At 60.3% G+C, this 24,207-nt stretch carries 23 protein-coding genes; 14 read left to right on the forward strand and 9 right to left on the reverse strand.

From position 1 onward, the window contains the following. Positions 1–223: 223 nt before the first annotated feature. From BLW69_RS01770 to BLW69_RS01780, 3 genes are all read left to right on the forward strand, one after another. Positions 224–1,207, forward strand: a complete 984-nt coding sequence (locus BLW69_RS01770; RefSeq protein WP_062461492.1) for a tripartite tricarboxylate transporter substrate-binding protein — start codon at positions 224–226, stop codon at positions 1,205–1,207. 258 nt (positions 1,208–1,465) lie between these two features. Further along, positions 1,466–1,927 carry a tripartite tricarboxylate transporter TctB family protein gene (locus BLW69_RS01775; RefSeq protein ID WP_062461489.1) on the forward strand — a complete coding sequence of 154 codons (462 nt, stop codon included), beginning with the start codon at positions 1,466–1,468 and terminating at the stop codon, positions 1,925–1,927. A 12-nt stretch (positions 1,928–1,939) separates the two neighbouring features. Continuing rightward, a complete protein-coding gene (locus tag BLW69_RS01780) occupies positions 1,940–3,445 on the forward strand; it encodes a tripartite tricarboxylate transporter permease (protein ID WP_062581938.1) in 1,506 nt (501 codons plus the stop codon). Positions 3,446–3,730: 285 nt separating this feature from the next. Here the strand turns inward: BLW69_RS01780 and BLW69_RS01790 are convergent, their stop codons facing one another. Next, complete coding sequence (locus BLW69_RS01790) at positions 3,731–4,819, reverse strand: LacI family transcriptional regulator (RefSeq protein WP_082471978.1); 1,089 nt, start codon at positions 4,817–4,819, stop codon at positions 3,731–3,733. Between the two features lie 254 nt (positions 4,820–5,073). On the opposite strand from BLW69_RS01790, the gene BLW69_RS01795 reads away from it, so the two are divergent. The 7 genes from BLW69_RS01795 (at position 5,074) to BLW69_RS01825 (ending at position 14,446) form a co-directional block, all read left to right on the forward strand. Then, positions 5,074–6,324 (forward strand): ABC transporter substrate-binding protein, encoded by a 1,251-nt coding sequence (locus BLW69_RS01795; RefSeq protein WP_174197229.1) that lies wholly within the window; start codon positions 5,074–5,076, stop codon positions 6,322–6,324. Between the two features lie 217 nt (positions 6,325–6,541). Next, complete coding sequence (locus BLW69_RS01800) at positions 6,542–7,444, forward strand: carbohydrate ABC transporter permease (RefSeq protein WP_062461963.1); 903 nt, start codon at positions 6,542–6,544, stop codon at positions 7,442–7,444. Next, a complete protein-coding gene (locus BLW69_RS01805) occupies positions 7,441–8,322 on the forward strand; it encodes a carbohydrate ABC transporter permease (protein WP_062461481.1) in 882 nt (293 codons plus the stop codon). The genes BLW69_RS01800 and BLW69_RS01805 overlap by 4 nt, the downstream gene beginning before the upstream one ends. Before the next feature lie 6 nt (positions 8,323–8,328). Then, positions 8,329–9,420, forward strand: a complete 1,092-nt coding sequence (locus BLW69_RS01810) for an ABC transporter ATP-binding protein (protein WP_092659538.1) — start codon at positions 8,329–8,331, stop codon at positions 9,418–9,420. Positions 9,421–9,554: 134 nt separating this feature from the next. Beyond that, positions 9,555–11,465, forward strand: a complete 1,911-nt coding sequence (gene treZ, locus BLW69_RS01815) for a malto-oligosyltrehalose trehalohydrolase (RefSeq protein WP_092659540.1) — start codon at positions 9,555–9,557, stop codon at positions 11,463–11,465. A gap of 148 nt (positions 11,466–11,613) precedes the next feature. Then, positions 11,614–13,335: a sensor histidine kinase gene (locus tag BLW69_RS01820; RefSeq protein WP_092659542.1), complete on the forward strand. Its 1,722-nt coding sequence runs from the start codon at positions 11,614–11,616 to the stop codon at positions 13,333–13,335. Between the two features lie 85 nt (positions 13,336–13,420). Further along, on the forward strand, positions 13,421–14,446 hold the full coding sequence (locus BLW69_RS01825) for a DNA topoisomerase IB (RefSeq protein WP_162759493.1): 1,026 nt from the start codon (positions 13,421–13,423) through the stop codon (positions 14,444–14,446). Between the two features lie 110 nt (positions 14,447–14,556). Here BLW69_RS01825 and BLW69_RS01830 read toward each other — a convergent pair whose 3' ends face one another. The 3 genes from BLW69_RS01830 to BLW69_RS01840 form a co-directional block, all read right to left on the reverse strand. Continuing rightward, positions 14,557–15,117 carry a type 1 glutamine amidotransferase domain-containing protein gene (locus BLW69_RS01830; protein ID WP_062461469.1) on the reverse strand — a complete coding sequence of 187 codons (561 nt, stop codon included), beginning with the start codon at positions 15,115–15,117 and terminating at the stop codon, positions 14,557–14,559. Positions 15,118–15,164: 47 nt separating this feature from the next. Then, complete coding sequence (locus BLW69_RS01835) at positions 15,165–15,371, reverse strand: hypothetical protein (RefSeq protein ID WP_092659546.1); 207 nt, start codon at positions 15,369–15,371, stop codon at positions 15,165–15,167. A gap of 409 nt (positions 15,372–15,780) precedes the next feature. After that, positions 15,781–16,047: a hypothetical protein gene (locus BLW69_RS01840; RefSeq protein WP_092659548.1), complete on the reverse strand. Its 267-nt coding sequence runs from the start codon at positions 16,045–16,047 to the stop codon at positions 15,781–15,783. Between the two features lie 188 nt (positions 16,048–16,235). Here BLW69_RS01840 and glgX point away from each other — a divergent pair, with 188 nt between their 5' ends. Both glgX and BLW69_RS01850 read left to right on the forward strand, forming a co-directional pair. Further along, a complete protein-coding gene (gene glgX, locus BLW69_RS01845) occupies positions 16,236–18,311 on the forward strand; it encodes a glycogen debranching protein GlgX (protein ID WP_062461460.1) in 2,076 nt (691 codons plus the stop codon). A gap of 173 nt (positions 18,312–18,484) precedes the next feature. Continuing rightward, on the forward strand, positions 18,485–19,189 hold the full coding sequence (locus BLW69_RS01850; protein ID WP_092659550.1) for an SDR family oxidoreductase: 705 nt from the start codon (positions 18,485–18,487) through the stop codon (positions 19,187–19,189). Positions 19,190–19,278: 89 nt separating this feature from the next. On the opposite strand, the gene glgA is transcribed toward BLW69_RS01850, so the two are convergent. After that, complete coding sequence (gene glgA / locus BLW69_RS01855) at positions 19,279–20,754, reverse strand: glycogen synthase GlgA (RefSeq protein WP_162759489.1); 1,476 nt, start codon at positions 20,752–20,754, stop codon at positions 19,279–19,281. 379 nt (positions 20,755–21,133) lie between these two features. Further along, positions 21,134–21,499 carry a DUF2934 domain-containing protein gene (locus BLW69_RS01860; protein WP_062461451.1) on the reverse strand — a complete coding sequence of 122 codons (366 nt, stop codon included), beginning with the start codon at positions 21,497–21,499 and terminating at the stop codon, positions 21,134–21,136. A 165-nt stretch (positions 21,500–21,664) separates the two neighbouring features. Between BLW69_RS01860 and BLW69_RS22485 the strand changes: the two genes are divergently transcribed. Then, positions 21,665–21,904 carry a hypothetical protein gene (locus tag BLW69_RS22485; RefSeq protein WP_139283771.1) on the forward strand — a complete coding sequence of 80 codons (240 nt, stop codon included), beginning with the start codon at positions 21,665–21,667 and terminating at the stop codon, positions 21,902–21,904. Between the two features lie 216 nt (positions 21,905–22,120). On the opposite strand, the gene BLW69_RS01865 is transcribed toward BLW69_RS22485, so the two are convergent. The 3 genes from BLW69_RS01865 to BLW69_RS01875 all read right to left on the reverse strand — a co-directional run bounded on the left by BLW69_RS01865 (position 22,121) and on the right by BLW69_RS01875 (position 23,382). After that, positions 22,121–22,621: a YciE/YciF ferroxidase family protein gene (locus BLW69_RS01865; RefSeq protein WP_062461448.1), complete on the reverse strand. Its 501-nt coding sequence runs from the start codon at positions 22,619–22,621 to the stop codon at positions 22,121–22,123. Between the two features lie 166 nt (positions 22,622–22,787). After that, positions 22,788–22,967, reverse strand: coding sequence for a hypothetical protein (locus tag BLW69_RS01870; RefSeq protein WP_062461446.1), 180 nt, complete (start codon positions 22,965–22,967; stop codon positions 22,788–22,790). Between the two features lie 193 nt (positions 22,968–23,160). Next, complete coding sequence (locus BLW69_RS01875; protein WP_062581961.1) at positions 23,161–23,382, reverse strand: hypothetical protein; 222 nt, start codon at positions 23,380–23,382, stop codon at positions 23,161–23,163. 249 nt (positions 23,383–23,631) lie between these two features. On the opposite strand from BLW69_RS01875, the gene BLW69_RS01880 reads away from it, so the two are divergent. Next, positions 23,632–24,093, forward strand: coding sequence for a sigma-70 family RNA polymerase sigma factor (locus tag BLW69_RS01880; RefSeq protein ID WP_082472028.1), 462 nt, complete (start codon positions 23,632–23,634; stop codon positions 24,091–24,093). Positions 24,094–24,207 lie beyond the last annotated feature (114 nt).

A 24,207-nucleotide genomic window follows, 5' to 3' on the forward strand; every position in this document is an offset into this window, starting at 1 on the left:
TCTTGAAACCCCGCACTGGGTGGATTTCCACCCAGGCTTTGATGTGATTGTTCCCTAATCCACCCATGCTGCATTGCACGCCAGCGATAAACTTAGCAACGCTGCCTCCCCCCTGATTGCGGCCAGTGATTTCACTACTGCAAATGGCACCCACGCTGGCGAGGGAGGACTATCGCCAGCACACCAGTTTGCATGCTGATTTTCACGCTCGGGAGGACAATTCATGAAAATCGTCAACGCCATGATCGGCGCAACGGCTCTGGCCGCAATGTCGCTGTTTTCGGCTTCTGCCAATGCGCAGAGCTATCCGGAACGCCAGATCACGATGATCGTACCGTTTGCGGCCGGTGGCCCGACCGATACGGTTGCGCGTCTTGTGGCTGAATCCATGTCGCGCGATCTCGGCCAGCAGATCGTCGTGGAAAACGTCGGCGGTGCCGGTGGCTCGCTCGGTGCCGGCCGCGTCGCCAATGCGGAAGCAGACGGTTATACCGTCCTCCTGCACCATATCGGCATGGCGACCAGCGCCACGCTCTATCGCAAGCTCGCCTATGACACGCTGAACGCGTTCGAATATGTCGGTCTCGTCACGGAAGTGCCGATGACGCTTCTCGCCCGCAAGGACATGGAAGCCACCGATTTCAAGGGCCTTATCGAATACGCCAAAGCCAACAAGGACAAGGTGACGGTCGCCAATGCCGGCATCGGCGCTGCGTCGCATCTCTGCGGCATGCTGTTCATGAGCTCGATCGAAACGCCGCTCGTGACCGTTCCCTACAAGGGCACCGGCCCGGCCATGACCGATCTCCTCGGCGGACAGGTCGACATCATGTGCGACCAGACCACCAATACGACAAAGCAGATCCAGGGCGGCACGGTAAAGGCCTACGCCGTCACCTCCGCTGACCGCCTCGACATCCTCAAGGACCTGCCGACCGTCAAGGAAGCCGGTTATCCGCAGATGGAAGTGGGCATCTGGCACGGCATCTACACGCCGAAGGGCACGCCGAAGGAAGCCAACGACAAGCTGTCTGCGGCGCTTAAAGTCGCACTGAAAGACCCGAACGTCGTTGCCCGTTTCGGTGAACTCGGCACCAAGCCTTCACCGGAAGCCGACGCCACGCCTGAGGCGCTGAAGACCAAGCTGGAAAGCGAAATCGCCCGCTGGAAGCCGGTCATCGAGGCAGCCGGCCAGTACGCCGACTGATCTCTCGTCACGGCACTGCCCCTCACCCTGGCCCCTCTCTGGGCAGGGTGAGGGGTTCTGCTCGATCGGCCTTGGAGCCCGCAACCTTTCGTCCTTCTCCCCCGCGGGGGAGAAATTGCCGGCAAGCTGATCGCTCAGATCGACCGCTGATCGGCGCGAACGTCTGCAAGGACCCCACCGGCAAGCGACACTCCTGCTAGCGACCATGCCGACCCGCGGCGCAGATCCACAGAGCTCTTCCAATATTTCGGAGCCATCATGAATTCACTCAATATCGACAGGACCAATCTGGTCTGCGGGCTGGCGCTCATGCTGACCGGCCTGTTCTTTGCCTATCAATCGATCGAACTGGAACTCGGCACGGCGCTTCGCATGGGGCCGGGCTATTTTCCGTTCATCCTCGCCTGCGTTCTCGTGCTCTTGGGCGGCGTGATCGTCTTCCAGGCCATTCGCGTTCACGGCGAACCGGTGGGTGCGCTTGCCTGGCGCGGAATGGCCTTCATCCTGCCGGCACCGATCTTCTTTGGTCTCACCGTGCGCGGTTTAGGCTTCGTGCCGGCGATCTTCTTTACGGCGCTGATCGCGGCATTCGCCTCGCACAAGATGAAGCCGTTGATGGCCGTCATCCTGGCGGCTCTGCTCACGGTCTTTTCGGTTCTCGTCTTCAGCTATGGTCTTGGTCTGCCGTTCCGGCGGTTCGGGCCGTGGCTGGGCATGTAAGGGGCTCGGTTCATGGAATTATTCAATAATCTCGCCCTCGGTTTCTCCACCGCCACGTCGATCGAGAACCTGTTCTTCTGCCTCATCGGGGTGCTGCTTGGCACGCTGATCGGCGTCCTGCCCGGCATCGGCGCAACCGCGACGATCGCCATGCTGTTGCCGATCACCTTCCAGCTCGAACCCGTGTCGTCGCTGATCATGCTGGCCGGCATCTACTACGGCGCGCAGTATGGCGGCTCCACCACGGCCATCCTCATCAATATGCCGGGCGAATCCTCGTCGGCGGTCACCGCCATCGACGGTTACCAGATGGCGCGCAAGGGCAAGGCGGGACCGGCGCTGGCCATCGCTGCCATCGGATCGTTCTTTGCCGGCACGGTTTCCACCTTTCTTGTGGCGATCTTCGCGCCGCCGCTGACCTCGATCGCCCTGCAGTTCGGTGCGGCGGAATATTTCTCGCTGATGGTCGTCGGTCTCGTCTCGTCGATCGCGCTTGCTCACGGGTCGATCATCAAGGCGCTTGCCATGGTCTGCCTTGGCCTGCTGCTTGGCCTCGTCGGCACCGATATCTACACCGGCACGCCGCGCTTCACGCTCGGAATACGGGAATATGCCGACGGTCTGAACTTCGTCGCGGTCGCGGTCGGCGTCTTCGGTATCGCTGAAATCCTGCGCAATCTCGAAAGCGAAAAGACCCGCACCGTGCTGATGGCGAAGGTATCCAACCTGATGCCGTCGCGCGAGGACTTCAAGGCGATGGTCGGCCCCGTTCTGCGCGGCACGGCGATCGGCTCCATCCTCGGCATCCTGCCGGGCGGCGGCGCGATCCTTGCGGCATTTGCGTCCTATACGGTCGAGAAGAAGGTATCGAAACATCCGGAAGAATTCGGCCACGGCGCGGTCGCCGGCGTTGCCGGGCCGGAATCGGCCAACAATGCGGGTGCACAGACCTCGTTCATCCCGCTCCTGACGCTCGGCATTCCGGCCAACCCGGTCATGGCGCTGATGGTCGGCGCGATGATCATCCAGGGCATCGTTCCAGGTCCGAACGTTGCCGTCGAACAGCCGGCGCTGTTCTGGGGCATCATCGCGTCCATGTGGATCGGCAACCTGATGCTTGTGATCCTCAACCTGCCGCTGATCGGGTTGTGGGTAAAGCTTCTGACGATCCCCTATTACGTGCTCTTCCCGATCATCATGGCGTTCTGCGCCATCGGGGTCTACAGCGTCAATTCCAACGTCTTCGATCTCTATGCCGTCGCCTTCTTCGGTCTGCTCGGGTACGTGCTTTTGAAGCTGCGCTGCGAGCCGGCACCGCTTCTGCTCGGTTTCGTTCTTGGCCCGCTCCTGGAAGAAAACCTGCGTCGCGCAATGATCCTCTCGCGCGGCGACGCCACCACCTTCATCACCCGCCCCATCAGCGCCGGCCTGCTCGCGCTTGCCGCCATCGTGCTCATCGTCGTCTTCCTGCCAAGCGTCCGCAAGAAGCGCGAAGAGGTGTTTGTCGAAGAGGATTGAGGGGTGGCGGCTCTTACAGGCCGTCGCGGACGAGTATGAGTTGCCGGTAGATCTTGGGGGAGGAGGGGAAGCGTTTCCTCTCCTCCTCATCCCTGTGCCTGTCACAGGGATCCAGCCACGCGAAGTCATTCGCGTGAAAAGACCCTTCAGCGCCGCAGACGCGGCGCTACTGGATTCCTGTGACAAGCACAGGAATGAGGGGGGCGGGGGTTGCGGACGCGTCGGCTGGGTTCCTGTGGCGAGCACAAAAATGAGGGGAGGTTGGGGCTGCCGAAGTCCCCTTCATCACACCGTCTGCAGCGCCTGCAGTTCCTCGACCGGCACCTCTCCACCCATCTGCTTCAGAAGCAGCGCGGCCATAAGACGACCCGCCTCCGCGAGGTCCTCGTAGATCGTTTCGATACGCGGGCGGACCTGGTCGAACAGGCCGGACGTCTGTTTGGCGACCAGGCGCACATCTTGGCCGATGATGCGGCCGGTGTCGTAGGCTGCCGACATCACGGCCATGGCGGAGACCTCGCCGCCGCAGATGAAGCCGTCGGGCGCGTCGTCGGCCGCCAGTCGTTCCGCCACGTGATCGCGGATCGCATCGGACTTGCTGTCGAGCGAGACACGGTCGGAAATCTCGAAGGCAACGCCTTCCTCGCGCACCGCCGTCATGAAGCCGTGGCGCATGTGATGGGCGAAGGTGAACTGGGCGGGCGGCAGGATGATGAACAGCCGCCGACAGCCAGCAGCGATCAGGCTTTTCGCGGCACGATAGCTAAAGGCGTAATTGTCGTAATCCACGTAAGGATGCGGCGTCGCAAGCTCGGTGCGGCCGTGGCACACGAAGGGAAAACCCTGTTCCATCAGGAATTTCACGCGCTCGTCGGCGGCTTCGGTGCGGCTGAACAGGATGCCGTCGGCCATCCGGTTGCGGACGATATGCTTCACCGGATCGATCTGCGGCGTGTCTGAAAAATGCGGCGTGATCACCAAGTGGTACCTCGTGCCGCGCAGTGCCGCACTCATGCCGCGGATCATCGATGTGCCGTAGCCGAGGATTTCCTCGTGCGGATCAAGGACGAGGCTGATCACGTTGGTGCGTCCGGTGCGCAACCGCTGCGCCGCGCGATCCGGCAGATAGCCGACATCTTCGGCCGCCTGGCGCACGCGGATGCGGGTTTCGAGCGCAATCTGGGGATCGTCGGAGAGCGCTCTCGATACGGTCGTGACCGCAAGCTCGGTCAGTTCGGCGACGGTCTTCAGCGTCGGTTTCTTCTGGGCTGTATCGCGGGGCAAGCGGTTCGCGTGCGGCCGCGCCGGGCGTCCCTGCTGCAGCGTATCCGGGTCGATGTCCTCACCCCGGTCATCCCGGTCGTCAAGCGGCATTCCTGTCTCCTCCAGCTCCCCTCCAGGCGCCCTGTTTGTATCGTTGCAAAACGCCGCAAATTCGGCAAGTGCAAATCAACTCTTCACCGTCGCAAACGGGAAATATCGCTTTTATCGTTTTATAACAAGGTGATACCGGATCTTTGACATCACTGAAATTCTGTCCGCTACGGGGTTGACACTTACATCAGTTATATCGTTATAAATCGATGTCCGGAGAGGAGCCCGGCTTTGAGGGAGATATTTCAATGACTATTCGTTTGATCGGCAAACTGGCCGCCGGTGCGGCTATGATTGCGCTGACCGCTGGCGCCGCAAAGGCAGCCGAACAGGTTGAAGTTCTGCACTGGTGGACGTCCGGCGGCGAAGCCGCGGCGCTCAACGTGCTCAAGGAAAACCTGGCCAAGCAGGGTATCGGCTGGAAAGACATGCCGGTTGCCGGTGGTGCCGGTTCTGCCGCGATGACGGCGCTGCGCGCCCGCGTGACCGCCGGCGATCCGCCGACCGCCGTCCAGCTGCTCGGCTTCGACCTGCGCGACTGGTCCGAGATGGGCGTTGCCGCCAATCTTGACGATCTCGCCGCCAAGGAAGGCTGGGACAAGGTCATTCCGGAAGCGCTGCAGGCGTTTTCCAAGTATGATGGCCACTGGGTTGCTGCCCCCGTCAACATTCACTCCACCAACTGGCTGTGGCTGAACAAGGCTGCCTTCGACAAGGCCGGCGGCAAGCAGCCGACGAATATGGACGAGCTGTTCACCATGCTCGACGCCTTCAAGGCGCAAGGCATCACCGCGCTCGCCCATGGCGGCGTTCCGTGGCAGGACGGCACCCTCTGGGAAGCCGTGGTTCTCTCCGTCGGCGGTCCTGATTTCTACAAGAAGGCCGTGCTCGACGCCGATCCGACAGCGCTGTCGGGTGATACGATGAAGAAGGTGTTCGACGATATGTCGAAGCTTCGCACCTATTTCGATCCCAACTTCTCCGGCCGCGAATGGAACCTCTCCACCGCGCTCGTCATCGAAGGCAAGGCCGGCGCCCAGGAAATGGGCGACTGGTCGAAGGGCGAATGGCTGCGCGCCAAGAAGACCCCCGGCACCGATTTTGTCTGCATGCGCTTCCCCGGCACACAGGGCTCCGTCCTGTTCAACGCTGACCAGTTCATGATGTTCGACGTGGGTGAAGAGCAGAAGGACGCACAGATGAAGATGGCATCCGCCGTCGAAGATCCCGCGTTCCAGATCGCCTTCAACACGGTCAAGGGTTCCGTGCCTGCCCGTACCGACGTCTCGGACGAAAAGTTCGACGATTGCGCCAAGAAGGGCATGAAGGATCTGGCGGAAGCCTCGTCCAAGGGCACGCTGATGGGCTCGCTTGCCCATGGTTACGCCCAGCCGGCCGCCGTCAAGGAAGCCATGCTTGACGTCATCACCCAGCATCTGAATGGCCAGCTGACCACGGATGCCGCGCTGAAGCGTCTGCCGGAAGCGGTTGCTGCCGCGAAGTAGTCAAAAAGACCCCGCCCCAAACCCCTCCCCACAAGGGGGAGGGACTTAACCCAGCCGCACTGTCTGGGCCCGATTTGGTCGGTGGGTGCCCACAGGTTTTCTCCCCCCTTGTGGGGGAGATGGCCGGCAGGCCAGAGGGGGCTTTTTTGTTGGCGCACCTTCAAACGTCTCTACTCGCATCCGGAGATCCCCCATGACGACAATCGAACCGGCTCCGATGGTGACGCCGACCAGGCCGCGGCGGTCCATGGCCGATGGTTTGCGCAACGGCTTGCCGAAGCTTGTTCTGGCGCCGTCCTTTGCCATCATCCTGGTGTTCGTCTACGGCTTCATCCTGTGGACGGTCTATCTGTCGTTCACCACGTCGAAGATGATGCCGATCTACAAGTGGGGCGGGTTCGATGCCTATTACCGGCTCTGGTCGCAGCCCAACTGGTATGTGGCGATGCAGAACCTTGCCATATTCGGCGTGCTCTACATCGTTCTCTGCACCGCGATCGGGCTTTTCATCGCCATCCTGATGGATCAGCGCATCCGCGCCGAGGGGGTGCTCCGGCCGATCTTTCTCTATCCGATGGCGCTGTCCTTCGTCGTGACAGGCACGGCCTGGAAGTGGTTCCTCAACCCGGGCCTCGGGCTTGAGAACACGATGCACAATCTCGGCTGGGAAAGCTTCAAGTTCGACTGGCTGGTCAACCCGAAAATGGCGATCTACACCGTCGTCATTGCCGGCGTCTGGCAGGCCTCGGGCTTCATCATGGCGATGTTTCTGGCGGGCCTTCGCGGCATCGACGGCGAAATCGTCAAGGCGGCCCAGATCGATGGCGCCTCGACCGTGTCGATCTATCGCCGCATCATCATTCCCATGCTGCGTCCGGTCTTCCTGTCGGCCTTCATCGTGCTCGCTCATATGGCGATCAAGTCCTATGACCTTGTCATCGCGCTCACGGGCGGCGGGCCGGGCAATGCCACCGAACTTCCGTCCACCTTCATGTATTCCTACACGTTTACCCGCAACCAGATGAATGTGGGCTCGGCCAGCGCCGTAATGATGCTGATGGGCATTACCGCGATCATCGTCCCCTATCTCTATTCCGAGCTTCGGGAGAAGAACCATTGAGCGCGATCCCTGAAAATGTCAGCGCCGGGTCGGTCCGCACCGTCCGCTATTTCATCTATGGCGCACTGATCATCCTTGCCGCCGTCTATCTGCTACCGCTCTATGTGATGCTTACCACGTCGCTGAAGTCGCTGGATGAGATCCGCGGCGGCGACATGCTGGCGCTGCCGTCCGATCCGTCCATCGCCGCCTGGGTCAAGGCCTGGGGCGAGGCCTGCATCGGCGTCTCCTGCGTCGGCATCAAGGGCTACTTCTGGAACTCGCTGAAGATGGTGGTTCCGGCTGTGGCCATCTCGACGCTGCTCGGCGCGCTCAATGGCTATGTTCTCACCAAGTGGCGCTTTCCCGGCCACAAGCTGGTGTTCGGCATGATGCTGTTTGCCTGCTTCATTCCGTTCCAGGCGGTGCTGATCCCGATGGCGCGTCTGCTGGGTGCGATGGGTATGTCCAATTCCACCGCCGGCCTCGTCTTCGTCCATGTGGTCTACGGCCTCGGCTTCACCACCTTGTTCTTCCGCAACTATTACGAGGCGTTTCCGGACGAGCTGGTCAAGGCTGCGATGATGGATGGCGCCGGCTTCTTCAAGATCTTCTGGCGCATCCTGCTGCCAAGCTCCGGCCCGATCATCGTCGTTACGGTCATCTACCAGTTCACCAATATCTGGAACGACTTCCTGTTCGGCGTCTCCTTCTCGTCGGGCGAAGCATCGCCGATGACGGTGGCGCTCAACAACCTCGTTTCGTCTTCCACCGGCGTCAAGGAATACAATGTCGACATGGCCGCCGCCGTGTTTGCGGCATTGCCGACGCTGTTCGTCTACGTCGTCGCCGGACGTTATTTCGTGCGTGGCCTGATGGCCGGCGCAGTCAAGGGTTGATCCAACATGAGCTTTCTCGAGATCAAGAATATCCGCAAGAAGATCGGCAATGTCGAGATCCTCAAGGGCATCGACATCGATCTGGAAAAGGGCGGCTTTCTGGTGCTGGTCGGCCCGTCCGGCTGCGGCAAGTCCACGCTGCTCAACGCCATTGCCGGCCTGCTGCCACCGACATCCGGTGACATCGTCATCGATGGCGAGGTGGTGACGGACCTGCATCCGTCCAAGCGCGACATCGCCATGGTGTTCCAGTCCTACGCGCTCTATCCGAACATGACGGTGGAGGAGAACATCGCGTTTGCGCTGGAGATGCGCGGCATCGACAAGGCGGAGCGGGAAACGGCCGTCGCAAGCGTGGCAAAGACCCTGCAGATCGAGCATCTTCTGAAGCGCCGCCCGAGCCAGCTTTCCGGCGGCCAGCGGCAGCGCGTCGCCATGGGCCGGGCGCTGGTTCGCAAGCCGCGCGTGTTCCTGTTCGACGAACCGCTTTCCAACCTTGATGCGAAGCTGCGCGTCGAGGTGCGGGCGGAAATCAAGGCGCTGCACCAGAACACCAACGCCACGATCGTCTACGTCACCCACGACCAGATCGAGGCGATGACGCTTGCGACCAAGATCGTTGTCCTCAAGGAAGGCATCGTACAGCAGGTCGGAACGCCTGCCGAAATCTACAATCTGCCGGCCAATCTGTTTGTCGCCGATTTCATGGGCTCGCCGGCAATGAACATGCTGAAGGGCAAGGTCGTCTCCGGCGGCGTCGCCCTGTTCGGCGGTTCGACGACGGTTGCCGTGCCGCCAACAGTGACGTCTGCTTTGCCCGCGGGCAAGGATGTCATTCTCGGCCTGCGCCCCGAAGCGATCACCGATTCCGGCCTTGCCGATCCGACGGCGCATGCGATTGCATTCGTTGATGCGCAGGTAACTATGGTCGAGCCGACGGGCTCCGACACGTTCGTGACCGGTCGGATGGACGGGGTGAATTTCACGGGACGCGCTCGCGCCGAAGTACCGGTCACGCTTGGCCAGACATTCCGCTTCGCCTTCAATCTCGACAAGGCCGTCGTGTTTGATCCGGAAAGCGGCAACCGCATCGGCTAAGTCCATGATCGGGCCAGAAAATTGACTTGACAAAAGACAATTTTCCTATCCCGAATCCGGTCGTTACGGGGCAATAGGGAACTATTCCTGTCCGCCCCGTGTTTCCCTTGTGACTGAAACAAGGGAGAGATGCCATGTCGCTGACCCGCGATTTCACGCCCTACGATTCGCGCCGGACCGCTTCCGGCCACGTCTCGTCCGGCGCGCCCGTGCGCCGATCCTTCCCCAAATCCTGGGGTGCCGAACATGTCGGCGAAAACAGCGTTCTGTTCCGCCTCTGGGCGCCGGACATCGAGCGCCTGCGCCTCCGCATCGCCGGCCGCAACCGCGAAATGCTGCCGGCCGGGCAGGGCTGGTTCACGCTGACCGTCGAGGGCGTCGAGCCCGGCACGCCCTACCAGTTCGTCATGCCCGACGGTAAGGCCTTCGCGGATCCCGCATCGCGAGCGCAGGACGGTGGCGTCGATGGCCACTCGATGATCGTCGATCCGGCCTTCTACCGCTGGAACATGCCGGCCTGGAAGGGGCATGCCTGGGAAGAGGCTGTGATTTACGAGATGCATATCGGCACCTTCACGTCCGAGGGCACGTTTCGCGCCGCAGCGTCGCGTCTCGCCGACCTTGCCGATCTCGGCTTCACTGTCATTCAGCTGATGCCGGTCAGCGAATTTCCGGGCGATCGCGGCTGGGGCTATGACAGCGCGCTCCCCTATGCCCCGCACCACGCCTACGGTTCGCCTGATGACATGAAGGCTTTCGTCGATGCCGCCCACCGGGTCGGCCTGTCGGTCATGCTGGATGTCGTCTACAACCACTTCGGCCCGGCTGGAAACCTGATCGTCTCGAACATCCCGTCTTTCTTCGATCCGCAGTTTATCACGCCGTGGGGTCCGTCGATCAACTTTGCCCAACCAGCCGTGCGTGCTTTCTTCATCGAAAACGCGCTCTACTGGCTGGAAGAGTTCAATCTCGATGGCCTTCGCATCGATGCGGTGGACGAGATCCTGGATGAAACGTCCGAGAAGCACATTCTCGTCGAACTTGCAGAGCGCGTTCATTCCGAAACGACCGGTCGGCGGCGCCATCTCGTGATGGAGGACCATCGCGCCATCCTGCGCAACCCGGAACGTGGGGGTACGCCGGATGCCTTTGTGGCCGGATGGAACAACGACGCCTACCACGCCGCACATGTGATCGCGACAGGCGAGGCCGTGGGCCATGCCGGACCTTTTGCCGCGCAGCCGGTCGCCAAGCTCGCCGCTTGCCTCGCGCATGGCGGCATGCCGTCGCAGGACGATGACGAGCAAGACGCGAGGTCAGACGCGGACGCGGGTGGATCTTCGCCGCTGACCTCGTATATCCACTTCCTGCAGAACCACGATCATGTGGGCAATCGCGCCCATGGGGAACGATTGATCTCCCTGTCGGAGCCGGGGCTTCTCGACGTCATGACGTCAATGCTGCTTCTGTCGCCGCAGGTGCCGATGATGTTCATGGGCGAGGAATATGGGGAAGTGCAGCCGTTCGCGTTCTTTGCCGAATACGAGGGCGACATCGCCATGACCACCTGGGCCAACCGGTTGATCGAGGCGGAAAAATTCGGCGGCCTGCCGGAAGGCGTCACAGAACCTTGGCAGTTGGACAATCCGAATGCGCCGGAAGCGTTCGAGAAATCGAAACTGCGCTGGGAGCGTCGCGACACGGCGGAGGGCTCTGCCGCCTACGGGAAGATCCGGGATCTGATCGGAAAGCGGCGCGAGCACGTGGTTCCGGGGCTTTCCGGCATGCCTCACAGCGTCGGTCGCGTTCTTGCCTCCGCGCCGGAGACGATTGCAATCGACTGGCAGCTGTCGGATCGTCTCGTGCAACTGCGTGCCAATCTGAGCGCGTCTGAGGTCGAAGCACCTGGCATTTCCGGGTTTGTGATCCACCGGGTGCCGGAAACCGTCGTTGCCGATGGAACTGGGCCGCTCGTCATGCCGGCAACGTCGCTGCTTGCTGCGATTTCGCGGCACCGAATATTCGAATATTCATCGGAAAGGTGACGGCCGCATCACCAAGTCCTTGGCCAGTGTTCCAAAAGCCGCTAGAACTCATGGCGTTGCTTTCAAAGCCAAGGGACGGGGCTAAGAATGGATCACCAGCGCGGCGGCTCTGCTGCCTGCCAACCTTCCCGCGCAACGGTCGTGCGGGATGGCTAGGTTTGCGCGGCTCTTCCCGACGGCACCGATCGGGGCTTATCTGATCGCGCTCGTCGTGGGCGTGGCTTTACCGCTGCTTGTCTTCGGCGCCTTTCTCATGCTGCAGCTGGAAGAGCACGAACGGGACATGCTCTCCTCGAATACGGCAGAAGACGCCCAGATGATCGCTCGTGCGGTCGACCGCGAGCTGCAGGACATGGCAACGACGCTGCGCCTGCTGGTCAGTTCTCCCGAGCTGGAGTCCGGTGACCTTCGCGCCTTCCACGAGCGAACCCGGTCGAGCCTGCGTTCCACCAAGCTTTTCGTGATCGTCGCAGACCGGGACGGACAGCTTCGGCTGAATACCCGCGTCCCCTTCGATACGCCGCTCGGCAAGACCGCCAACATGCCAGCGCTCGAATCCATGCTGCGCAGCGGCTTGACGGAAGCCTCCAGCATGTTTCGCGGCACGACCAGCGGAAAGTGGGTCTTCAACGTCGCGATGCCGCTGTCTGAGAAGATAAACGCCTCGGGCGCTGCGATGATCATCACGCAAGATGCCGAGGATCTGCAAAAGCTACTGTCCGTCGATGGCCTGCCGGATGGCTGGTCTGCCGCGGTCCTCGATGGCAGCGGTCAGGTTGTCACCTCGGTCGGTGCCGCAAAGATGGCGGAGGGCGCCAGGTTTCCCAGCGAAACTCTGCGGCTGATGACCGGTTTTCGCGGCACGATCGAAGATGTCGATGGTGCGGGCAAACAGATGTACGGCTATGCGCAGATTACCGGCTGGGCCTGGAAGACCGTCGTCTGGGGGCCGATCGCGTCCGCGCAGGAAAACATTATCTCCACCTGGCGGCAGCTCGTTGCGGGCGGCATCGTCTTTCTCGCCATAGCCATGGTCGTCGCCTACCTCGTCGCCTGGCAGCTGCGGATCCCGATTAGGCAGATCGCCGACATGGCCGAACGGATCGGCAAGGGCGAAATCGTCTCGCCGGTGGAGACCAAGATCACCGAGGCGAACCAGATCGCCGTCGCGCTTTCGAACGCCTCGTTCGACCGGAGCCAGGCGGAAGACCGTATTCATCTCATCCTGCACGAGCTGGTTCACCGGACAAAGAACATCCTCACGCTTGTCCAGGCTATGATGCGCCAGCTGGCACGCAAGGATACGCCGATGGACGAGTTCCAGAGGGCAATCAGCACCCGCCTCCAGGGGCTGGGGAAATCGATCGAGGCTCTCGCCGAAGAGCAATGGGGCGGTGTTCCGATGCATCGGGTCGTCGAGATCCACATGAGCACGTTTGCGGAAGCGGCGGAACGCGTCCAGATCCAGGGCGAGGATTTCGTGCTGAAGGCGGGAGCAGTTCAGAATCTCGGCTTGGTGCTGCATGAACTCGCCACCAATTCCGTCAAATACGGCGCATTGTCTGTACCCCATGGTACGGTACGGATCTCATGGAGCGATATCGCCGAGGAGACCGTCTCGGATGCAGACGGCGAGAGCAGTGGTGTGAACCTGCTTCTGGTCTGGGAAGAAAGCGGCGGCCCGACGGTAAAGCCGCCCACCCGCACCGGGTTCGGCACGACCATCATCAAGCGCCACGCGACCGCTGCATTCAGCGGCACTGTCGATATCGATTTCCGGCCCGGCGGCCTGGTCTGGCGGATGACGGTACCGCGTGCCAACCTGGAGCGCCCGGACGCTTCGGAAGGCTTGCGCGACGTCCCTCTTTAAGTTCTCCGGGTGTTTCAACGCGTGGGAACGAAGCGATATCCATCTCAGTTTAGCGGTTATGGATACGTTAGTCAGCACCATTGAAATTGACGTCGAGTCTCTCAAGACGATCGGCCTCACCTATGTCAACGATACCGAACCCGGCATTCGGCGGGAACGACGCGGCAAGGGGTTCAGTTACCGGTTGCCGGATGGCGGCTTGCTGGTTGAGGATGACCACCATACCCGCATCTCCGCACTCGGCCTGCCGCCAGCCTACGAAAACGTCTGGATCTGTCTCGATGCCAGCGGCCATCTCCAGGCAACCGGCTATGACAGCCGCGGCCGCAAGCAGTATCGCTATCACACGGACTGGCAGAATTTCCGCAGCGAGCGAAAGTTCGACCAGCTTGCCCAGTTTGGCGAGGCCTTGCCGCGCATCAGGTCCAGAGCTGCCCGCGATCTGTCGCATGGTCTCGACAAGTCCGAGGCGGTGATCGCAGCGCTTGTGGCGCTGATGGATATGACGCATCTGAGGGTCGGTAACCGCGCCTATGCCAAGGAAAACCGCACCTATGGCGCAACGACGCTTCTGAAGCGGCACATGGTTTTGTCCGGCGACGGTATCCTTTTGAAATTCACCGCCAAGGGTGGCAAGCGGGTGCAGCACACGCTGAAACATCCGCGTCTCCAACGTATCCTGGAAGACGTCGCCGACCTTCCGGGACGCCAGCTGTTTTCGTTTCCCGATGAACACGGTACGCCGCGACCGATCGATTCTGGCCGGCTTAACGCCTATCTTGCCAAGGCCGCCGGTTTTCCGGTCACGGCAAAGACGTTCCGCACCTGGGGTGGAAGCCTCGCAGCCTTCATGTCAGCCTGGAATACAATGGCTGAGGACGGACACCGCCCCAAGATCAAGGCACTGTGCAACGCGGCTTCCGAAGCGCTGCACAACACGCCTGCCGTCTGCCGCACCAGCTATATCCATCCGCAGATCCTGAGCCTTGCCGAGGATGTCTCGCCGCTCGAAAAGATCATGAACGCGAAGACCCTGCCGACGGACGGCCGCCGTGGTCTGCGCATGAACGAGCGCCGGCTTCTGGCATTCCTGAAGCAGGAACAGATCTGACCGAACCGGTTCTCGCTCAGTCAGCCAGCGTATGATCTCGTGGCACCCAGACAAGAGAAAGCCCGCACCGACGATGTCGGAGCGGGCTTTCGTTATCAGTCATTCTGCAATCAAGCGGCCTGTCTGTTGTGACGGCCTTCGTTGACTTCCTCGACGATCTTGTCGACGAACTGCTGCAGGTCGTCGGGTGACCGCGATGTGATGATGCCGTTATCGCAGACCACGGCTTCGTCCTGCCAGGACGCGCCTGCATTGCGAACGTCGGTCCGGATCGACGGGTAGGATGTCGCCTTGCGGCCACGCAGGGCATCCGCCTCTATCAGCAGCCATGGACCATGGCAGATGGCAGCAACAGGCTTGCCGCTCGCCACAAAATCTCGCACGACGCTGATTGCCGTTTCATCCTTGCGCAGCACATCGGGATTGATCTGTCCGCCGGGCAGAACCAGCGCATCAAAATCGCTTGCCTTGACGTCCTTCGCTTCAAGGTCGACCGCGACAGAGTCACCCCAGTCGGTCTCGTCCCAGCTTCTGATCTCTCCAGACTTGATCGAAGCGATCTTCACGTCGGCACCACGTTTGCGCAGTTCATCGAGCGGAAACCGGAGCTCCGAGCGCTCGTAGCCGTCGGTTGCTAGAATCAGGATGGAAGCGGACTTCATGTCAGCCATGTTTCACTCCTTTTTATTGTCATGGACTGTTGTCGTGGCCGGCCCGGTTAAAGGCGGCCAGTCGAGAGATCCCTGCCATTGATCGACGCGGGGACACTGATCTCCTCTCGCGCTGTTCTGGGAAGCGGCAGTACGACGACATCGGGCACCAGGACCCTAAGCTCTTGCGGGCTTTTGGCCGCAAGATGCTTTGGCTGGCCGAAGCTGCGATGCGAAAGGAACCGGGTCTTCAGCATTGTCAGAACGTGATGCATGATGGATCTCCCGTCGTGAACACAAGGTTTTTCGCCCGGTCACTGGATGTCCAACCCGACCGGTGTCATTTCGTTCCAGATCTTACACGATGTAATATTACGTTACTGAACGACTCGAACGCGCCAAGCTCACAGGAAGTCTCGCCGATAAAAGGTTGGCGTCAGCGAAGAGGCCAGCCACAGTTATGCGTCGCTGGTGTCAATCAATCGGATGATCTGTCGATCGCTAGATCGGAACGACCATCATGTAACAGGCCGCAATGACCATCACGAAACCTGCAGCCTCGATCCATTCCTTGACCATGATTGCCTCCCGCCACACTCCTAAAGCCTATCAGCTGCGATACGGAATCATGGTTCCACGAAATGGCCACAAATGCGGCGAAACGGCCTTATTCATAAAATTTGATCAACTCTTGTCGGCTTTTTCCCTTGCACGTGCCGCTTCCAGCACCGAGCGCACTTCGCGGGCCATGGCGTTTTCGATCGCGAAGGCACCATCGGGGGAGAAACCGGGATCTTCCTCGTTGTCCTTGAATGTAGCGTCGTCACGCAGCCGCTGCACGAAACGGGTGGTCGTCAGCTCGCCGCCAATCATTGCAGCGATCAAATCGATCATCAGTTCGCGATGCGCGTTCAGCCGGCCTTCGAGCTCTTCCGGGGGCATGGTCGTCATGGTCTTCTCCCTGTTGTTATGGGTACCAACAGAGAGATAGGGGAGGCGGCCCATCCGGAAACGCGTGCCGCCCTCAAAATTTCGCGGGCAACTTGCGAAACCTCCTAAATTGCAGGGCCTCTGGAACGAATTGCAGCCTCGCACCTTCTATAGGCGAAAGTTTCAATTGGTATGACCAGCGGGGAAATATGGATACGAAATCGAGCCACTTTGTCGTTCACCCGGGTTCCTGGCTTCAGCTGGGTGCAAATTACGACGGCGATGGCGTCAACTTCGCGATTTTCTCGGCGCATGCCGAGCGCGTTGAACTCTGCCTGTACGACCCGAGCGGCAAGGTGGAAATCGCCCGCCTTGAGCTGCCGGAATACACCCACGAGATCTGGCACGGCTATATCCCCGGCCTGAAGCCCGGCGCCCTCTACGGCTACCGCGTCCATGGCCCCTATGACCCGGAAAACGGCCATCGCTTCAACCCCAACAAGCTGCTGATCGACCCCTATGCACGCGAACTGTTCGGCGACGTTGAGTGGAACGAGGCACACTTTGCCTATGACCTCCTTGCCGAAGACAAGGACCTGACCTTCGACGAACGCGACAGCGGTCCCTATACACCGAAGGGCGTCGTCATCGACCCCAATTTCGACTGGCACGACAACAACCGTCCGAAGATCAGCTGGCCACAGACAGTCCTCTACGAAACGCATGTGAAGGGCTTCACCCAGCTCAATCCCGGCGTTCCGATCGATCTGCGCGGCACGTATGAAGGCATGGGCCACAAGGCGACCGTCGATTACATCAAGAACCTCGGCATCACCTCGGTGGAGCTGCTGCCGGTCCACTCCTTCCCGGACGATCAGCACCTGCTCGATCGTGGCCTGAAGAATTTCTGGGGCTACAACACCCTCAACTTCTTCTCGCCGGCCTCGCGCTACTTCGGACCGAAGGGCATCCAGGGTTTCCGCGAGATGGTGCGGAACTTCCACGATGCCGGCGTCGAGGTCATTCTCGACGTGGTCTACAACCACACGGCCGAAGGCAACGAGCTTGGACCGACCCTGTCGTTCAAGGGCATCGACAACTTCTCCTACTACCGTACCATGCCGGACCAGCATCGTTACTACATCAACGACACCGGCACCGGGAACACCGTCAACACTTCGCATCCGCGTGTACTGCAGATGGTCACCGACTCCCTGCGCTACTGGGCCGAAGCGATGCATATCGACGGCTTCCGCTTCGATCTTGGCACCATTCTCGGTCGCGAGCCGGAAGGCTTCAACGAGCGCGGTGGCTTCTTCGATGCCATCACGCAGGATCCGGTCCTTTCCAAGGTCAAGCTGATCGGCGAGCCTTGGGATATCGGTCCGGGCGGCTACCAGGTCGGCGGCTTTCCGCCTGGCTGGGCCGAATGGAACGACAAGTACCGCGATACGGTGCGCGAATACTGGAAGGGCGACAACGTCTCGACGGACTTTGCGGCGCGCCTTCTCGGTTCCGGCGATCTTTACGATCAGCGCGGTCGTCGTCCCTGGGCATCGGTCAACTTCATCACCGCCCATGACGGCTTCACCTTGAACGACATGGTTTCGTACAACGAGAAGCACAACGACGAGAACGGCGAAGACAATAACGACGGCCATAACGACAACCGTAGCTACAATTACGGTGAGGAAGGCCCGACGGAAGACGAGGGCATCAACGCGGTGCGTGAGCGCCAGAAGCGCAACTTCCTCGCCACGCTCATGTTCTCGCACGGCACGCCGATGCTGCTGGCCGGTGACGAGTTCGGTCGCAGCCAGCTCGGCAATAACAACGGCTACTGCCAGGACAGCGAGATCTCCTGGGTTGCCTGGGAAAACCTGCCTGAAAGCAACGAGCAGCTGCGCGAGTTTACCCGCCAGATCATCAAGCTCCGGCACGAGCAGCCATTGCTGCGCCGCGAGAACTGGCGCGATGGCATGGACATCAAGTGGTTCAACGCCGGCGGTGGTTTCCAGACCTCCGAACAGTGGGACGAAGGCTCGACGATCGGTCTGTACATTGGCCGTGGCGACCTGAAGGAAGAGGAAGGCATCTGGCACGACGTGCTGCTGCTGTTCAACCCGTTCGAAGGCAACGTGCCGTTCCAGATCCCGCAGTTCGGCGAAGGTGGCTGGGTGCTGGAGATGACCACATCGGATTATTCCAAGAAGGGTCTCGTGATCACCAAGGAACGGGACTTCGAACTCGAAGGCCGCAGCCTGGCACTGTTCCGCCGTCCGTGATGGCAGCCTGAATACTCTGATCTCCAAGCCCCGCCGGTCTCCGGCGGGGTTTTTCGTTTGGGTGGTATGCCCCAAGGGCAGAACTCACCAGCCTTCAGCCGAACTCATTCGATGACAGCTTTTCCTCATGCTATGTCTCTGTTCACACCACGATGCAGGGAGGGAAGCACAGTATGTCGGCAGAAAAGGTAGCGATCGTCACAGCGGGCGGAAGCGGTATGGGAGCGGCGTCTGCGAAGAAGCTCGCGGCTGATGGGTTCAAGGTAGCGATCCTATCCTCTTCAGGTAAGGGCGAGGCCTTGGCGCAGGAACTCGGGGGGCTCGGCATCACCGGCTCCAACCAGTCCAACGATGATCTCAAGCGGCTGGTCGATACGGTCATGGAGACATGGGGACGGATCGACGTGCTGGTCAACAGCGCCGGCCATGGACCACGTGCGCAGATCGTCGAAATCACCGACGACCAGTGGCATACCGGCCTCGATGTTTATCTGCTCAACGTCATCCGTCCGGTGCGGCTGGTGGCACCGATCATGCAGGCCCAGAAGTCGGGCTCTATCGTCAATATCTCGACCGCCTGGGCGTTCGAGCCGTCCGCGATGTTCCCGACATCGGCGGTGTTTCGCGCCGGGCTCGCCGCTTATACGAAAATCTTTGCAGATACCTACGCGGCCGACAATGTGCGCATCAACAACGTTTTGCCCGGATGGATCGACAGCCTGCCGGCAACCGATGACCGGCGCGACAGCGTGCCGATGAAGCGCTACGGCACAAGCGAGGAAATCGCCGCAACCGTGGCATTCCTGGCATCCGAAGGTGCCGGGTACATCACCGGGCAGAACCTGAAGGTGGACGGTGGTTTGACGCGGTCGGTCTGAGACCTGCGGTTCTCGTTAGCCGAACGCTGTGTGCGCCGTGTTCGTCAAGGAATCAAACGACGCAGGTGCCGATCACGGCACCTGCCGGATCAGTAGCTCGCTCGTCGGTCCGCGGAGGAGTTGCCAGCCTTACGCACCAGGTTGGTGTAGACTGTGGCGTATTGCTGGGCGCTGCGCTCCCAGGAGAATTTCGCCTTCATCGCCTGGTTCTGCAACCGGGCCCACATTTTCGGTTCCTGGTAGGCGTGCATGGCCCGGCGCAGCGCGAGACGCAGTCCGTCGGTCGTCACAGGGTGGAACTGGAAGCCGGTCGCAACCCGTGCCGACATCGCTGCATCATTCGCATCGATGATGGTTTCCGACAGCCCGCCTGTGCGCGAGACGACGGGCACGGTGCCGTAGCGAAGCGCGTAAAGCTGCGTCAGGCCGCACGGCTCGAACCGCGATGGCTGCACGATCGCATCCGAACCGGCATGGATGAGATGCGCGGTCGGTTCGTCGTAGCCGATGTGGACGGCCATCTTGCCGGGATAGCGCGCAGCCGTATCCAGCAGCGACTGTTCGATATCCTTGTCGCCCTGGCCGAACACGATGATACGACCGCCATTGTGGATGACCTCGTCCGCCGTATCGGCGAACATGTCGAAACCCTTTTGCCAGGTGAGGCGGCTGACGGCGGAAAAGATCGGTCCGTTGCCTTCAGGGTCGAGCCCGAACTTTTCCATCAATACGGTCTTGTTGTCGCGCTTGCGCTTCAGCGAACTGACATCGTAATTGCGCGGAATATGCGGATCCGTTGCCGGGTCCCAGATGTCGAGGTCTGTGCCGTTGACGATGCCGCGCAACACGGTCACGCGCTCGTTCAGGACACCGTCAAGGCCCATGCCGAAACGCGGCGTGAGGATCTCTCGGGCATAGGTGGGGCTGACCGTGGTGATCGCGTCGGCCGTCAGCAATCCGCCCTTCAGGTAGCTGATGCCACCGAAATATTCGATCCCGTTGATTGAAAACAGCGAGCTGGGAAGGCCGATCGCGGGAAGGATGTCTGCGGAATACTGGCCCTGGAACGCGATGTTGTGGATGGTGATCACGCTCGGAATGGCGCAGCCCATTTCGCGCATGTAGACCGACGTCATCGCCGATTGCCAGTCATGGGTATGAACGACATCGGGTACGAAACCCGGGAGAAGCCCACCGGCGATTTCCGCCGCAGCCTTCGACAGAGCTGCGAAGCGCCGCCAGTTGTCGTGGTGGTCGTTGCCATGCTCGTCGACATAAGGTCCGCCAAGCCGGTCATAGAGTTCCGGCGCGTCGAGCACGAACAGGTTCAGGCCTTCGATTTTCACATGCAGCAGCGACGCGCGGGTACCGAGCAGGTCGTCGAACAGAGCAAGCGGCGTCACGCCGGAGCTTACCTGGGCCATCACTTTCGGATAACCCGGAATGAGCGTTATGGTATCGATCCCGAGGGCAGCAAGCGCCTTCGGCAGCGATCCTGTCACATCGGCCAATCCGCCGGTCTTGACCAGCGGGAAGATTTCCGAGGTGACCGACAATACTTTCATCGCGAAATTTTCCCCACTGCGTCCCCCAAGGCTCCGCTGCGTGCTACGCCCGGGAACGGCGTCCGACGAGTGCGAACGGCCAGTACTCTGACTGGCAACCGGGTCATCAACTGATGCTATTTCGATGGGGCCATCCAAGGGGCCGTACGCGTCCATCATGCCAACTCCCACCCTTGTCCATGCCATTTCACATCAGTGCCGGAGGGGAGACCTGTGTCAGCGACCGCCGAAATGGGAAAACCAGTCAGAGAAATACACGAATACGCAAAAGCCATTGCCGTCTTTCAGATGTAATGATTACCCCGCGGCAGAGACTGCCGCGGCCCGTCATGTCCGCTCTTGTCTGCGTGACCCGGCTGGCGTCAAAGGCCAGCCCGGCCTATCGGGACCGCTTCTTGGCAGGCTGTTTGCCCGCGGGAACCGGGGCCGGAGAAACCGGCACTGACTTCTTTTCGCTTGAGGCCTCGGAGGCGAGCGCTTTTTTCGATTTTTCGGACCCCGCCGCCGCTGACTTGGCAGGCTTGGCTGCTTTGGCGGTGGAATCCTTGGCATTTGCGGTGGGCAGTTTCGGCGCGGATGCTGCAGGCTGTTCGTGGGCGGCCGGTGCCGACGCAGTCGGCTTCAGCGTCGCAAACTCCAGTTTGGCGCGCTCCCAGTGCTCCGTATCTTTGCCTGAAGGATACCCCTCTTCCTCCCAGAGCGCATACGCGCGGTGCTTGATCCAGTCTTGTTCGGAATCAGCCATCTTTGTCTCCATTCACCCAAAAGCCGAAACGACCTTGTTGGGAATAAGTTCCATGGATTTCACGACAGAAATTCGATTGATTCAAATCGTGTTGGCACAAACAACCGACCGGACGGAACTATTCGAGGAGTTACGCGTTCGAGACCGCCGGGAGGAGACGCTGCAATGCAAAACTACTGCGATATTGTTCCAGACGCAACGGGCTGGGTCTATGTAATTGACGGGGTACATTCAACTTCGTACTTCCATACAGTGGAACTTGCCGTGGAGGCGGCGAAGGTCCAACTGCTGCGGCGTGGACGATTCCATGCCGGAGTTTTCCGCAGGCTTGGTGTGGATGGAAAGATGGCTCCGATCGAAATGCTGCCGAAATCCGGCATTCCGAAAGCCGCTTACCATAGCTGATTGACACCGTTTTTTTTGGCTGCCAAGTCATTCATACGTCTTCGCAATCCTGTGGGACTGAGGAGCGTTTTTGTTTTGGCGATAGTCCGCGCGCCGATGTAGCAGACCGCAAATCAATCCAAAAAAGTCCGGCATGTGCCGGACTTTTCGTTTTTCTGGCGTCACGTTCGCGAGGAGACACCCGATCTGGTGATCGGGCGTTTGTCGCTGTGGCGATCAGGCTGCCTTCTTGGCAGCGGCGTTGACGGTGGACTGTGCCAGTGCAGACAGCGCTTCGTCGGTCTTGCTTTCTTCGGCAAGCGTCTCGTCGAGAAGCTTTGCCACGTCCTTCAGGCCGAGTTCGGTCGCCCATGTGCGCAGCGTGCCGTAACGGCTGATCTCATAGTGTTCGACTGCCTGTGCAGCGGCCAGAAGGCCGGCGTCGAGAGCCGATGTGCCCTTGAATTCTTCGAGGATTTCCTCGCCTTCGGACAGGATGCCTTCGATCGCGTCGCAGGTCTTGCCCTGAGCGCGCTTGCCGATCAGTTCGAAAACCTGCTTCAGGCGTTCGATCTGGCCTTCGGTCTCTTCCTTATGGGTCTCGAAAGCGGCCTTCAGCTTCGGATCCTGGGCACCGCGGGCCATTTTCGGCAGCGCTTTCACGATCTGGCGCTCGGCGTAGTAGATGTCCTTCAGCGTTTCGTAGAACAGGTCTTCGAGGGTTTTGTCTTTAGCCATGGTGGATCTCCTTGAGAGTCGAATTCGCACCCAATGAACCAAAGCAGAAGCTGAAAGTTCCTCACATATTTGTGAAAAAGGTCGAGATGGGGCGACAGCTTGCGGTTGGTCCGCAGATCAGATGTTCGCGCATGCGCCGGCGGGCGCTCATCTCGAGGTCAGGCGGTCAGCTGCCTTTACCGTCGAGCTTTTCGGACAATTCCTTCTGAAGCTGCAGGGCAAGACCGAGCAGGCGATCGGGCACGTCTTCCTTCTCGATCTCCGCCAACAGAACGGAAACCTTGCGGTTGACGCTGCGTCCGAAACTCGCGTCTTTTTCTTCCACCGGCTTGCTCTGCTTCTTCATTCCGACCTCTGACGTCACCGCCACCGAAAACACCCTCTGCCGGACGCTTTCGCCCGCATTCCCGAGCCCTTTAGAAACCTCTTATACCAATAAGATTAATTTCGGATATCCCGAAAAAGTCACAGCGAAGAATGAAAAAGGGCGACCTCCTATTCGGAGGCCGCCCACTTTGTTCCAATGGTCCGGGTCGGTATCAGTTCTTCGGCGGCTCCGGGGTGCCGGCCGGAATGGACGTTATTGTTGCGGCGACCGGATCGCTCGCCGGAAACGTATCTTCCAGGCCCTCGTCGAGCTGCTGTTCGAGGTCAGCGTCGCTGCCCTTTTCGCGCGCCGACTGCTCAGCCTTCTTGGCCTTCCACTCGTCGCTCTGTGCGCTGTTCTGGTCGTTGTCGTTGGTTTTGTCGGTAAAGCTCATGACATTCCCTCCTTGGTGTTGCGGATGATGCGGAAAAAACGGCTTGCTGCTTCAGTTTGTTCCGGCAGGCCGGCAAGAGCCCCATATTTTCAAGGTGATCTGCCGGCAATCTCCGGGTGGGGTTGGGAGGGCGGAACCAAAATGAAGGGGCACGCGTTTGCAGAAGTCAATCCGGCCGTCGAGACTTGGGAGAGGTAGGCAACGGTGTCTGAATCACAGTTGAATGGCGATCCTGCGCGGGCAGATATCGTGAAGCTTATACCGGCGCTTCGTGCCTTCGCGCGTACGTTCTGCCGCAATACGACGGATGCCGACGATCTCGTGCAGGAAACACTGATGAAGGCGCTGGCCAACCTCGACAAGTTCGAGCGCGGCACGCGGCTGAAGTCCTGGCTCTTCACCATCATGCGCAACACGTTCTATACCCGATCCAAGATTTTAGGCCGCGAGGCTCCAGGGCTCGAAGAAAACGTGTCGGGCGATACGCCGATAGCTGCTTCGCAGGAAATGGCAATCAGGGCGAAGGAAGTTCGCGACGCTCTCGTAAAGCTGCCTCCCCATTACCGCGAGGTACTGACGCTGGTTGCCATTCTCGGTGAGAGCTACGAGGCAACGGCCGAAATCTGCGGCTGCGCTGTTGGAACGGTCAAGAGTCGTCTCAATCGCGCACGGCACCAGATCCTTCAGGAACTGGGGGAGGAAGCAAGATAACCCCGCTCGTCATCCAAACGCGGCTGCCCGAAGAGGCAGCCATCAATGCCCAGGAGCGCAAGGACATGAAGTTTGTACTGATCGCGACCGCGATCATGATTGCTACGGTCGCTC

This window comes from Rhizobium sp. NFR12 (assembly GCF_900108545.1).
Taxonomy (GTDB): domain Bacteria; phylum Pseudomonadota; class Alphaproteobacteria; order Rhizobiales; family Rhizobiaceae; genus Neorhizobium; species Neorhizobium soli.